The organism is Geothrix paludis (genome assembly GCF_022808815.1).
GTDB classification, from domain to species: domain Bacteria; phylum Acidobacteriota; class Holophagae; order Holophagales; family Holophagaceae; genus Geothrix; species Geothrix paludis.
Map to the genome: position 1 here is coordinate 351,941 of NZ_JAKZLC010000001.1, position 12,048 is coordinate 363,988.

Annotated in this window: 13 protein-coding genes; 3 read left to right on the forward strand and 10 right to left on the reverse strand. The window is 68.3% G+C overall.

Translation table 11 applies throughout. From position 1 onward, the window contains the following. Positions 1–5 precede the first annotated feature (5 nt). Together MLE64_RS01660 and MLE64_RS01665 are read right to left on the reverse strand one after the other, a co-directional pair. Positions 6–824 carry a DUF4388 domain-containing protein gene (locus tag MLE64_RS01660; protein WP_243315110.1) on the reverse strand — a complete coding sequence of 273 codons (819 nt, stop codon included), beginning with the start codon at positions 822–824 and terminating at the stop codon, positions 6–8. Next, positions 821–1,549 (reverse strand): pyridoxine 5'-phosphate synthase, encoded by a 729-nt coding sequence (locus MLE64_RS01665; protein ID WP_243286398.1) that lies wholly within the window; start codon positions 1,547–1,549, stop codon positions 821–823. Before MLE64_RS01665 ends, MLE64_RS01660 begins: the two co-directional genes overlap by 4 nt. 116 nt (positions 1,550–1,665) lie before the next feature. Here MLE64_RS01665 and MLE64_RS01670 point away from each other — a divergent pair, with 116 nt between their 5' ends. After that, positions 1,666–2,448, forward strand: a complete 783-nt coding sequence (locus tag MLE64_RS01670) for a DODA-type extradiol aromatic ring-opening family dioxygenase (protein WP_243315112.1) — start codon at positions 1,666–1,668, stop codon at positions 2,446–2,448. 15 nt (positions 2,449–2,463) lie between these two features. On the opposite strand, the gene MLE64_RS01675 is transcribed toward MLE64_RS01670, so the two are convergent. From MLE64_RS01675 to MLE64_RS01705, 7 genes are all read right to left on the reverse strand, one after another. After that, on the reverse strand, positions 2,464–3,594 hold the full coding sequence (locus MLE64_RS01675) for an ABC transporter permease (protein WP_243315113.1): 1,131 nt from the start codon (positions 3,592–3,594) through the stop codon (positions 2,464–2,466). 9 nt (positions 3,595–3,603) lie between these two features. Then, positions 3,604–4,746 carry an ABC transporter permease gene (locus MLE64_RS01680; RefSeq protein ID WP_243315115.1) on the reverse strand — a complete coding sequence of 381 codons (1,143 nt, stop codon included), beginning with the start codon at positions 4,744–4,746 and terminating at the stop codon, positions 3,604–3,606. After that, positions 4,743–5,717 (reverse strand): ABC transporter ATP-binding protein, encoded by a 975-nt coding sequence (locus tag MLE64_RS01685; RefSeq protein ID WP_243315118.1) that lies wholly within the window; start codon positions 5,715–5,717, stop codon positions 4,743–4,745. The genes MLE64_RS01680 and MLE64_RS01685 overlap by 4 nt, the downstream gene beginning before the upstream one ends. After that, on the reverse strand, positions 5,714–6,634 hold the full coding sequence (locus MLE64_RS01690) for an ABC transporter ATP-binding protein (protein ID WP_243316785.1): 921 nt from the start codon (positions 6,632–6,634) through the stop codon (positions 5,714–5,716). Before MLE64_RS01690 ends, MLE64_RS01685 begins: the two co-directional genes overlap by 4 nt. Further along, on the reverse strand, positions 6,634–7,626 hold the full coding sequence (locus MLE64_RS01695) for an HlyD family secretion protein (protein WP_243315120.1): 993 nt from the start codon (positions 7,624–7,626) through the stop codon (positions 6,634–6,636). The genes MLE64_RS01690 and MLE64_RS01695 overlap by 1 nt, the downstream gene beginning before the upstream one ends. After that, entirely contained in the window at positions 7,623–8,330 is a 708-nt protein-coding gene (locus MLE64_RS01700) for a TetR/AcrR family transcriptional regulator (RefSeq protein WP_243315123.1), read from the reverse strand. Before MLE64_RS01700 ends, MLE64_RS01695 begins: the two co-directional genes overlap by 4 nt. Before the next feature lie 139 nt (positions 8,331–8,469). Further along, entirely contained in the window at positions 8,470–8,754 is a 285-nt protein-coding gene (locus MLE64_RS01705) for a DNA-directed RNA polymerase subunit omega (protein WP_243315126.1), read from the reverse strand. Between the two features lie 85 nt (positions 8,755–8,839). Between MLE64_RS01705 and coaBC the strand changes: the two genes are divergently transcribed. Continuing rightward, positions 8,840–10,048 (forward strand): bifunctional phosphopantothenoylcysteine decarboxylase/phosphopantothenate--cysteine ligase CoaBC, encoded by a 1,209-nt coding sequence (gene coaBC, locus MLE64_RS01710; RefSeq protein WP_243315128.1) that lies wholly within the window; start codon positions 8,840–8,842, stop codon positions 10,046–10,048. 18 nt (positions 10,049–10,066) lie between these two features. Here coaBC and MLE64_RS01715 read toward each other — a convergent pair whose 3' ends face one another. Next, entirely contained in the window at positions 10,067–10,510 is a 444-nt protein-coding gene (locus tag MLE64_RS01715; protein ID WP_243315129.1) for a hypothetical protein, read from the reverse strand. A 34-nt stretch (positions 10,511–10,544) separates the two neighbouring features. On the opposite strand from MLE64_RS01715, the gene accC reads away from it, so the two are divergent. Next, positions 10,545–12,038 carry an acetyl-CoA carboxylase biotin carboxylase subunit gene (accC, locus tag MLE64_RS01720; RefSeq protein ID WP_279342845.1) on the forward strand — a complete coding sequence of 498 codons (1,494 nt, stop codon included), beginning with the start codon at positions 10,545–10,547 and terminating at the stop codon, positions 12,036–12,038. The last annotated feature ends 10 nt before the right edge of the window (positions 12,039–12,048 follow it).

Consider the following 12,048-nt stretch of genomic DNA (forward strand, 5'->3'; position numbering starts at 1 on the left):
TCGAATCAGGGTGCCGGCCGCACCTTCACGTGGGCGCCTTCGGAGAGCCCCCAGGCCTGCATCAGCTCCCGGGGGATGGCCACGTGCTTCTCGGCGAGCCCGGGCATGAACTCCACCCGCTCCACGGCGGGCCCCTTGGGCCAGATGACCCTCAGGTTGCTGACCCCGTGGCGGTAGGGGCCGAGGACGGTCCACCAGCCTTCCATGGCGGCCGGAAGGCCGAGGTGGTCGCCTTTCTTGAACAGGCCGGTCTTCAGCTCGGCGACGGTGACATGGGCGTCCGGCTCCAGCACTTCGAGGCGGCCGGCCTCCTTGAGCAGGGAGGCCGCCTGCAGCACGGTCACATCGTTCTGTCCCGTGGCGGCCATGATGTCCTGAAAGTCGCGGTAGCCGTCGAAGAAGGGCATGACCCGGCGATCCTCAGCGAACACCTTGATGCCCTCAAGGAGCTGAGGCGGACGCAGGGTGGGCCAGGGCACCGCCGTGAGCCTGGGGAAGATGCCATGCAAGCGGCGGCGGCTGTCCTGGAGACGCGCGGAGTCCATGAGCAGATCCGGCACCGTGCGGCGGATCGAGGCCGGGGCCTGGATCTGGGTGGCGAGGAACTCGAAGTGGCCGGTCACCCATTCCAGGATCTCGAAGGCGGCCGTCTCGCCCCGCGCCGCCACGGTCTCGGCGTGGATCACCTCGCCACCGGAGAAGTAGAGCACGCCGCTGATCTTTCCCGAGGTGACCTGGAGCATGCCCGTCTTCCGGTTGGCGTGCAGGAGCTGCGCCACATCGGTGAGGGAAATGCTCTCCAGGGTACCGCGGAGATTGCTCAAGGCCTGGCCTCCGCCATGGCGGCCAGCATCTCCTCCACAGACCGTTCCAGGCCCACGAGCACCGCCCGTCCGATGAGGCTGTGGCCGATGTTGAGTTCCTCGATCTCGGGAATCGCGGCGATGGGTCCCACGTTCTGGAGGGTCAGGCCGTGCCCGGCGAGGATGCGCAGGCCCAGCCGGCTGCCCAGACGGGCCGCGTCGCGGATCCGGCCCAGTTCCAGTGTCGGGTCGGAATCCATGGGCAGGTCGCTGTAGATCCCCGTGTTCAGCTCCACCGCGTCGGCCTCCAGCTTGGCGGCCATCTTCACCTGGTCCAGCACGGGATCCACGAACAGGCTCACATGGATCCCCGCGCTGCGGAGCTCCCGCATGACCGGGCGCAGCATGCCCTGGAGGAAGATGGCGTCCAGGCCTCCCTGGGTGGTGAGTTCCTCCCGGCTTTCGGGCACCAGGGTCATCCAGGAGGGCCGGAACGGGACCACCGCTTCCAGAGTCTCCGGCGTCGCGGCGCATTCCACGTTCAGGGGGATAGCGAGAACCTCCTTCAGGACGCGGAGGTCACGGTCCTGGATGTGGCGGCGATCGCTCCGGAGATGCACGGTGATGCCGTGGGCCCCGGCGCTCTGGGCCAGCAGGGCCGCCGCCACGGGTTCGGGTTCGTGGCCGCCGCGGGCCTGCCTGAGGGTGGCCACATGGTCGATATTCACGCCAAGCCTGAGGTTCAATGCGGGCTCCAGTAGCTGATGCCTCTTAGCTTACCCTCCAATCGGCCGCGGAAAGGCCGAGCGTGAATTTCAAAAAAAGGAGTTGAAACATTCATTTTTGGAACCATGCTTGTTCCATGGCTGACTCCCCGCTTCTCCCCACCCTGTTCCTCGCCCACGGATCACCCATGCTGGCCCTGGAAGGAGGCGCCTGGGGCAAGGCCGTGTCCGCCCTCGGCCTCCGATTGCCGCCATTGAGGGGCATTCTCGTCTGCTCCGCCCACTGGGAGGCGGCGGGGCCGATGCACCTCTCATCTGCGAAGAGGCCTGGCGTCATGCATGATTTCGGTGGGTTCCCGGAGGAGCTCTACACCCTCGACTATCCGGCTCCGGGATCCCCCGAATTGGCCGCCGAAGCCGCCGGCCTCCTGAACACCGCGGGCCTGGAGGCGGAGCTCGACGATCACCGTCCCCTGGATCATGGCGCCTGGGTGCCCCTGCGGTACCTGGCCCCCGGCGCGGAAGTTCCCGTGGTGCAGCTCTCGCTACCCCGGCCCCGGACCCCGGAAGGGCTCCTGGCCGCAGGCCGGGCCCTGGCTCCCCTACGGCGATCCGGCGTGCTTATCCTGGGCAGTGGGGGCGTGGTGCACAACCTCCGCCGCCTGGATTGGCAGGATGCTTCCGCCCCGCAGCCCTGGGGCCTGGCCTTCCAGGCCTGGGTGCGCGGCCGCCTGGAAGCCGGGGACCTCGAGGCCCTCGCGGACTGGCGGAAGGCGCCTGGTGCGACGGAATCCGTGCCCACCTCTGAGCATCTGGACCCCCTGTTCGTGGCCGTCGGCGCGGCTGGATCCGTGCCCGAGCCGGTCTTCGAAGGCTGGCAGCTGGGCAGTCTCAGCCTGGAGAGCTACCTGTTCGCTTGAAGGCTGCGGCAGGCCTCAGCCCATGGTCTTCCTGAAGCGCCCGGCGGCCAGCAGCAGCATGATGGTTCCGAGGGCGGTCAGGGCCAGCATCTGGGGCCAGAGCACCTCCAGGCCCAGCCCCTTCAGGAATACGCCCCGGATGATGACGAGGTAGTACCGCAGGGGATTCAGGTAGGTGAGCAGCTGCACGATCTTGGGCATGTTGGCGATGGGATAGACGAAGCCCGAGAGCATGAAGGCGGGCAGCATGAAGAAGAACGCCGTCATCATGGCCTGCTGCTGGGTGGAGCTCACGGTGGAGATGAAGAGGCCCACGCCCAGGGTGCTCAGCAAGTACAGGCCCGTGCCGAGGAAGAGGACCGGCGGGAAGCCCAGCATGGGGACCCGGAACCAGAAGACGCTGATGAGCGCGATGAGGGCGACATCCACGAAGCCGATGGCCGCGAATGGGATGGTCTTGCCGAGGATGAACTCCAGCCGCCCGATGGGCGTGACCATGATCTGCTCCATGGTGCCCACCTCCCGCTCGCGCACGATGGACATGCTGGAGAGGATGATCGAGAGCACGGCCACGAGCATGGCCAGGACGCCCGGCACGAAGTAGTTGCGGCTGTCCAGGTTGGCGTTGAACCAGGCGCGGGAAGCCAGGGCGACGGGTTCGGCGTCCAGGCGCACGCCGGCCGTGCGGGCGAAGCGCTGCTCCAGGAGCGACCGGTTGAAATCCGCCGAGATCCTGGACGCATAGCTCAGCGCCACGCTGGCCGTGTTCGAGTCCGAGCCGTCCAGGAGGAACTGGGCCTGGGCGCTGCCGCCTCCGGACAGGGCCTCGGCGAAGCCCCGGTTGAGCCGCAGCACGGCCTTCGCCTCCCCCGAATCCAGCACCTTCTGGATCTCCGGTTCCGAGGCGATCCGCCGGACCACATCAAAGCACCCCGAGCCCTCGAAGCGGGCGATGAGGTCGCGGGTGGCGGGGGTGCGGTCCAGGTCGTAGACGGCCATGGGCACATGGCGCACGTCCGTGTTCACCGCGTAGCCGATGATGATGGTCTGGGCCACGGGCACGACGAACAGGACGGCCCGCATCCTCGGGTTCCGGAGGACCTGGATGAACTCCTTGACGAGCATGTGGTAGAGGCGTTCAAGCATGGTCGATCCCTAGGCCAGGCGCTTCTTGAAGCTGCGGATGGCGGAGAGGAGCATCAGGGCGCCGAAGGCGACCATCAGCAGGCACTCGGGCCACAGCTCCGCGAGCCCGGTCCCTTTGAGGTAGAGGCCCCGCAGGAAGGCCACGAAATAGCGGGCGGGGATCAGGTAGGTCACCACCTGCAGGGCCTTGGGCATGTTGGCGATGTCGAACATGAAGCCCGAGAGCAGGAAGGCCGGAAGGAAGGTGGCCACGAAGGCGAACTGACTGGCCAGGAGCTGGCTCTTGGCCTTGGCGCTGATGAGGATGCCCAGGGAGAGCGCTCCCACCAGATAGATCGCGGACACGGCGAACAGGAGCAGCAGGCTGCCCCGGATGGGCACGTCGAACAGGAAGCGGCCCGCCAGCACGGAAAGCAGCATGTCCACCATGCCGACGGCGAAGTAGGGCGCGAGCTTGCCCAGGATCAGCTCGCTCCCCCGGATTGGCGTGGAGATGAGCTGCTCCATGGTGCCTGTCTCCCACTCCCGGGCCACCGTGAGCGAGGTGAGCAATGCCGTGATGAGCATCATGATCACGGCGATGAGCCCGGGCACGATGAAGATCCGGGACTCCATGTCCGTGTTGAACCACGCGCGGAACCGCAGGTCCAGGGGCAGGGCGGGGGGGCGCCCCGTGATGCGCCGGGTCTTCTCCACGAGGAGCTCCTGGGAGTAGTTCCGCACGATGGCCTCGGCGTAGGAGATGGCCAGGGTCGTGGTGTTGGCGTCGCTGCCATCGGTCAGGATCTGAACCTGGACCTTCCGGCCGGAGGCGACCCGGCGTCCGAACTCGACGGGAAGCACCACCGCCATCATCGTCCGTCCCCGGGCGAGGTCGCCCTCCACCTCCCCGTAGGAGCCAGGCCGAGCCACGACGGAGAAGTAGCGCGATCCCTCGAAGCGGCTCACCAGCTCCCGGCTCTGGGGCGTGCGGCTCTGGTCCCAGACCGCGAGGGGCACCCGGTCCAGGTCCATGGTCAGGGCGTACCCGAAGATCATCAGCATGACCATGGGCAGCACGATGGCGATGCCCAGGGCGCGCGGGTCCCGCAGGACGTGGATGAACTCCTTGCGCGCCACGGCGCCGAGGCGGCGGAAGTTGAGGCCGCTCATGCCTTGAACTCCTTTTGCGCGCCGTCGGCGCGATCGCGGGCCTCGATGAGGGACACGAAGACGTCCTCGAGGGAGGGCGTGATGCGCTCCACGGCGCCCACCTGAAAGCCGCCCTCTTCGAGGGACCGGCGGAGGCGGGGCGCGAGGGCCTCGGCGTCCTCCGTCATGAGGTGGATGTCCCGCCCGAACAGGGCCGCGTCCCGGACACCCGCCACGGTCGCGGCCACGCCCAGGGCCTCATGGGAGCGGTCGCAGGCGACGCGCAGCACCTGGTCGGCCATGAGGCCGCCCTTCATCTCGCCCGGCGTCCCCAGGGCGACGAGCTCGCCCCGGTAGATGAGGGCGAGGCGGTCGCAGTACTCCGCCTCCTCCATGTAGTGCGTGGTGACGAAGACCGTGACCCCCTCGCTGGCCATCTGGTAGATGAGATCCCAGAAGGAGCGACGGCTCAGGGGATCCACCCCCGACGTGGGCTCGTCCAGGAAGAGGACCCGGGGCTCGTGGAGCAGGGCGCAGCCCAGGGACAGGCGCTGCTTCCAGCCGCCCGGCAGGAGGCCCGTCCGGGTGCGGCGGTGCTCCTGGAGGTGGGCCATGTCCAGGACCCAGGCCTTCCGCTCGGCCTTCTTCTCCTTGGGCACCCGGTAGATGCCGCTGAAGAAGTCGATGTTCTCCTCTACGGTGAGGTCGTCGTAGAGGCTGAACTTCTGGCTCATGTAGCCGATGCTGCGCTTGATCTCCTCGCGCTGGGTGCGGATGTCGAGACCCGCCACCGTGCCCTGGCCGCCGGAGGGTTCCAGGAGCCCGCAGAGCATGCGGATGGTGGTGGACTTGCCGGCGCCGTTGGGCCCCAGGAAGCCGAAGATCTCGCCCTGGCGCACGTCGAGGCTGATGCGGTTCACGGCCACGAAGTCCCCGAACCGCCGCTCCAGGTCGCGCAGCGTGACGGCGAGCGTGCCCGGCACGGCGCTCATGCGGCACCGCTGGGCAGGGCCGAGGTGAAGATGTCCTCGAGGGTGGGCTCGATCACGTCCACACCATGGCAGGCGAGTCCCTCCACGCGCAGGATCGCCTCTACGCTGGAGCGTCCGCGATCCGCATCTTCGGCCAGGACGTGGATGCGATCCCCGAAGAGGGCCACATTTCCGATCTTTGCAGCGCGCAGGAGGACCGCGGCCCGCCGGGGAGATTCGCAGCGGACCTCCAGAAGGGCGCCCTGGAGCAGGCCCTTCACACCGTCCACGGTGTCGCAGGCCATGAGTCGGCCCTGGTGGAGCAGGCCGATGCGGTTGCAGCGCTCCGCCTCGTCCAGGTAGGCCGTGGAGACGAAGATCGTCACGCGCTCCTGCTGGAGCTGGTAGAGGATGCGCCAGAAGTCCCGGCGGGAGACGGGATCCACGCCGTTCGTGGGCTCGTCCAGGAAGAGGACCCGGGGCGTGTGGATGAGGGCGCAGGCGAGCCCGAGCTTCTGCTTCATGCCCCCGGAGAGGTTGCCCGCCAGGCGGCGCCGGAAGGGGGTGAGGTTGCTGAAGGCCAGCAGCCGCTCGAGGCGCTCGCCCCGGCCGGCCTTCGGGACTTCGTAGAGATCGGCGTAGAAATCGATGTTCTCCTGCACCGTCAGGTCCGGGTACAGGCCGAAGCGCTGGGCCATGTAGCCGATGCGATCCTTGATGGCCTCGGCATCCCGGACCGCGTGCAGCCCGTCGACCCAGGCCTCGCCCGAGCTGGGCTCGAGGATCCCGGTCAGCAGGCGCATGGTGGTGGTCTTGCCCGCGCCGTCCGGTCCGACGAGCCCGAAGATCTCCCCCTCCTCCACGGCCAGGCTCAGCTGGTCGAGGGCCACGAGGTCCCCGAATCGGCGCGTGAGCGCCTGGGTCCGGACGGTCTCCATCACCGGCCGTCCAGGGAGATCTCGGCATCCACAGGCATGCCGGGCTTGAGCTCCATCGCCGGGTTGGGGATGTCGATCTTGATGCGGTAGACCAGCTTCGTGCGCTCCCTGCTCGTCTGGACGCTCTTCGGCGTGAACTCGGCCTCGGAGGCGATGAAGGCCACGCGGCCCTCGTAGCGCTTCCCGGGGAAGGAGTCGGACGTGACGAAGGCCTTCTGGCCCACCTTCACCCGGCCCAGGTCGGCCTCCTCCACGTAGGCGCGCAGCCAGACCTGGCTGAGATCCGCCATCGTCACGACCGCCGTGCCCGGCGAGACGTACTCCATGGGCTCGACGTTCTTGGAGAGGATCACGCCCGCGCTGGGAGCCGTGAGGGTAGCGTAGCCCAGCTGGGTCTGGGCCAGCGCCAGGGCCTGCTGGGCCTGGTCGTAGCGAGCGCGGGCCTGGTCGATATCTTCCTTCCGGGGGCCCTTCCGCACGAGGGTGTACTGCTGGTCGGCCTGCTGGACCTTGCCCCGGGCGGTCTCGAGGGCGGCCCGGCTGGCCTCGTAGTCGCGCACCGAGAGGATGCCCTTCTGCTGGAGGTCGCGGATGCGCGCCTCGTCGGGCTCCAGCCTCTGGAGGTCCGCCTGGGCCTGCTCAAGGGCGGCCTTGGACGCGGCGATCTCCTCCTTGCGGGATCCGGCCAGCATGGCGTCCAAGGCTGCCTTGGCCGTGGCGGCATCCGCCCGGCGCATGGCCACCTGCTGTTCCAGGTCCCGGGCGTCGAGCCGGGCCAGCAGCTGACCGGCCTGGACCGTCTGGCCCTCATCCACGGGGCGCTCGATCACTTTCCCCGCCACCCGGAAGCTGGCCTCCACCTGGATGACTTCGATGTTTCCCGAGAGCTTGAGGCGGCTCTCCTGATGATTCCCGCAACCGGTGGCCAGGAACGCCGCTCCGCCGAGGAGAACCATCATGGCGATGGGAAGATGCCGGTCTGTCGGTCTCATGGACGGGTCTCCTTGATGGCGATGGGGTCTGCCTCAAGCTCGGGTAGGGGCGGCAAGGGGGCGAGCGGGTCCCGGGCGATGCCCCGCCAATACAGGTCGAACCAGACGTGCAGCCCGGTCTCCACGGCCTGGTCATGGGGCAGCCCCATGAGACGGGGGAGCACGGTGGGCAGCAGGTCGAGGATCTCGAGATGCATCCTCGCGAGAAAGAAAGTGCCCAGCAGGGTATGGAGGTCCGCTCGCAGTTCCCCCCGCGAGATGCCCTGGTCGAGGATGCTCCGGATGGCTATCACGATGGGGCGGATCCGCACCTCGATGAGGCCCGAGAGTCCTTCGGCGCCGCGCACGATCTCGCCCCGGATGAGGGACCGGATCGCCGGGTCGGCCTTGAGGTGCCGGTGGTAGATCCGGACGACCTCCCAGAGCTTGAGGGCGGTGGAGCGCGGATCCCCGGGTGCCGCCACCGCCTCGAGCTCCTGGAGGATGGGCGGGAAGCGGCGGGCCAGCAGGGCGGTGAACATGGCCTCCTTGCTGTCGAAGTGGTAGTAGATCAGGGCCGGGTCGCAGCCGGCCTGCTTGGCGATGGCCCGCAGGCTGGCCGCCCGGAGGCCATCCCGGGCGAAGACCTCCTGGGCCGCATCCAGGATCCGGTCCGGGTCCATCCGGATGGGTTTGGGTCCGCGGGGGCGAGGGGCATGGGGCATGGGGCTCCAATTCAACGAATGTTGAATCATGTGATCCGGGCCCGGGATCTGGCAAGCGTTATTTCATCACACGTGGAAATTTGAGCGGTACATGATCAAGCCCCCGGGGGTCCAGGGGCTTGATCGCGATCTCTGGTGACTATTCGCCGGAGATGGGGACCACCGTGGTGTCCTCGATGGTGATGATCTCGGGCTCCTCGAAGGCGATGCGGTTCTCCTCGACCTCGGCCATGGCCACCTGGCCCCAGAACGACGCGAGCTTGGGGGCATCCTGGGCCTGACCGTGCTTGTTCACGGGCACGACCACTTCGACCTTGGGGAAGGCGCCGCGCTGGAGCTGATCGCAGCGCTTGCCGGCCACGACGACAAAGCGGTACTTGTTGGCGATTTCTTCCGGGACACGGACGATGGTGCGCTGGGTCATGGGCCACTCCGAACCAGGAAGCATAACACCTGTGGCGCCATGGATCAACGAGCGTGGAGTAGCATGGAGCGTTCCAGGAGCCCCGATGCAGATCATCCTCGGCATCCCGGGCGGCATCGCCGCCTACAAGTCCGCTGATCTGGCCCGGTTGCTGACCAACCAGGGCCATCGGGTCCGCTGCATCCTTACCGAGGCCGGCGCCCGGTTCATCACGCCGCTGACCCTCAGCAGCCTCACGGGCGAGCCCTGCTATGGGGCGAACCCCGACCAGGGCGAGTGGCGCGCCAACCCGAGCATCGAGCACATCGAGCTGGCCCGCTGGGCGGATCTGGTGGCGGTGGTGCCCGCCACGGCCGACATCCTGGGGAAGGCGGCCAACGGATTGGCCTCGGACCTGCTCAGCACCGTGCTGCTGGCCACGAGGGCACCCGTCCTCTGGGCCCCGGCCATGAACACGGGCATGTGGTCCCACCCCGCCGTCCAGGCCAACCTCTCCCGGCTGCGCTCCTTCGGCCACGCGGTGGTGGACCCGGACGACGGCCTCCTGGCCTGCGGCGAGGAGGGATCGGGCAAGCTCGCCCAGGTGGACACCATCGCGGAAGCCATCCTGATGCACGGTGCCGCCAAGCTCCGCAGCCTGAACGGGAAGAGGGTCCTCATCACCGCGGGGCCGACCCGCGAGGATCTGGATCCGGTGCGGACCCTGACCAACCGCAGCACCGGCGCCATGGGGATCGAGCTGGCCAGGGCCTTCCGCGATGCGGGCGCCCAGGTCCAGCTGGTGCTGGGTGGGGATCTGCCGGCGCCTTGGGGGGTGGAGACGGCCCGGGTCCGCAGCGCGCAGGAGATGCTGGCCGCTTGCCAGGCCCGCTGGTCCGGGGCGGATGGCCTGGTGGGGGCCGCGGCGGTGGCCGATCAGCGACCAGAGACTTTTGCGCCCGAAAAGGTGAAGAAGGGGGAGGGGCCTGAAAACCTGGTCCTGGTCCGCACGCCGGACATTCTGGCTACCTTGTCGGCCGCCCGGCGGCCCGGTCAGTGGATTCTCGGGTTCGCCGCCGAAAGCGAGAACCACCTCGCCCATGCCGCGGCCAAACTGCAAAAGAAGCAGCTGGATGGCGTGCTGGTGAACGATGTCCAGGGAGGACGGGCCTTCGGGGACCAGGCCAATACCCTGACCCCCGTCACCGCCCAGGGCCCCCAGGCTCCCATCGGCCCCCTGTCCAAGGATGCCTTGGCCCGGGCCGTGGTGCAGTGGTGGAGTCTCCAGATCGAGGGCCGGGGAACCGTTCAATAGGCCTGAGCCGGTCCTCCCTCAGAGGGCCGGATCCATCCAGGGAAGCACCTCGCTGGGCCGCCCGGCGACCTCGCCCAGCCGTACGGCCACGACGACGATCCATCCGGGGGGCCGGTGGAGGGATTTCAGGTCCATGGTCAGCGCTTCGCCGGGCCCCGGCAGGTCCGGGCGCCGGCGCTCCAGCACCACCTCGCCCCGGTTGAAGACGTCTTCGGCGGTTGGCTTGGTCAGGCCGAGGGGCAGGTAGAGCACCCGCAGGGACTCCACACCCGCCAGCGGAACGCCGTTCACGTCAGTGGAAGGCAGCACCAGGCGGATCTTCCGGAGTCCCTCCAGCCGCGCTTCCATGGTCTGGGCCGCGGCCCGGGGCCTGGGGATGGGATCGCCCTTGCGCCCGCACTGGACTGTCAGGAGTCCGAGCGTGATGGCGAGCAGCGGGTTTGCTAGTCTGAAGAATCGCATCGCCCACCATCATGCCCGAAGACGAGGCCCATCCATGCCCGTGACCAAGATCCTGATTGCGAACCGCGGGGAAATTGCAGTTCGCGTGATCCGTACCTGCCGCGAGATGGGGATTCCCACGGTGGCCGTGTACTCCGAAGCCGACCGGGGCGCCCTGCACGTGCGCATGGCGGATGAGGCCTACTTCATCGGCCCGGCCGCGGCCCGGGAGAGCTACCTGGTGCTGGAGAAGATCCTGGACGTCTGCAAGCGCAGCGGCGCCGACGCGGTGCATCCGGGCTACGGCTTCCTGTCCGAGAACGCCGAGGCTGCCCGGGCCTTCGAGGCCGCCGGCATCACCTTCATCGGACCCCGCCCTGAGTGCATCGTGAGCATGGGCTCCAAGACGGCCGCCCGCGAGGTGGCCATCGCCGCGGGCTGTCCCGTGGTGCCGGGCATCCAGGAGACCATGGCGGACGAGGAACTGCTCGTCGCGGCGCAGAAGATCGGCTTCCCCGTGATGCTCAAGGCCGCCATGGGCGGCGGCGGAAAGGGCATGCGACTGGTCCACAAGCCCGAGGAGTTCGCCAGCTCCCTGGCCCGGGCCCGGGGCGAGGCCCTGTCCAGCTTCGGCGACGATTCGGTCTACGTGGAGAAGGCCATCGTCCAGCCGCGCCACATCGAGATCCAGGTCTTTTCCGACAAACACGGCAACCATGTCTACCTGCACGAGCGCGAGTGTTCCGTGCAGCGCCGCCACCAGAAGGTCATCGAGGAGGCGCCCAGCCCCCATGTGACACCGGAGATGCGCAAGGCCATGGGCGAGGCGGCCCTGAAGGTGGCCCGGGCCGTGAACTACGTCGGCGCCGGCACCGTGGAGTTCCTGGCGGACGCCGACCGCAACTTCTACTTCCTGGAGATGAACACCCGCCTCCAGGTGGAGCATCCGGTCACGGAATGGATCACGGGCCTCGACCTGGTGAAGTGGCAGATCCTCGTGGCCCGGGGCGAGAAGCTGCCCATGACCCAGGAGGAGATCCCCCTCAACGGATGGGCCATCGAGTGCCGCGTCTACGCGGAGGATCCAGACAAGAACTTCATGCCCAGCCCCGGGAAGATCACCTTCCTGCGCACCCCCAGCGGGCGCAACGTGCGCGACGACGGGGGCGTGTACGAGGGTGCCGAGGTGCCCATGTTCTACGACCCCATGATCAGCAAGCTGAGCACCTGGGGGCCGACGCGCCTGGAGGCCATCGAGCGCATGCGGGCGGCCCTGGGCGAGTACCGCATCGGCGGCATCCGCCACAACATCGCCTTCCACGAGACCCTCATGGAGTACGAGCCGTTCCGGGAGGGCGCCCTGCACACCGGGATGCTCGACAAGCCCTTCTGGAAGCGGAAGGGGCAGGGGCCGGACCTGAAGTTCGCCGTGGCGGCCGCCCTGCTCCGGGAACTGGAAACCGAGCAACGACGCGCCGCCCAGCCCGCCGCCTGCGCCGACGGGAAACCGGACGCCTGGAAGCATTGGGGCCGGTTCAACCGGTTGTAGGGAGGATGAG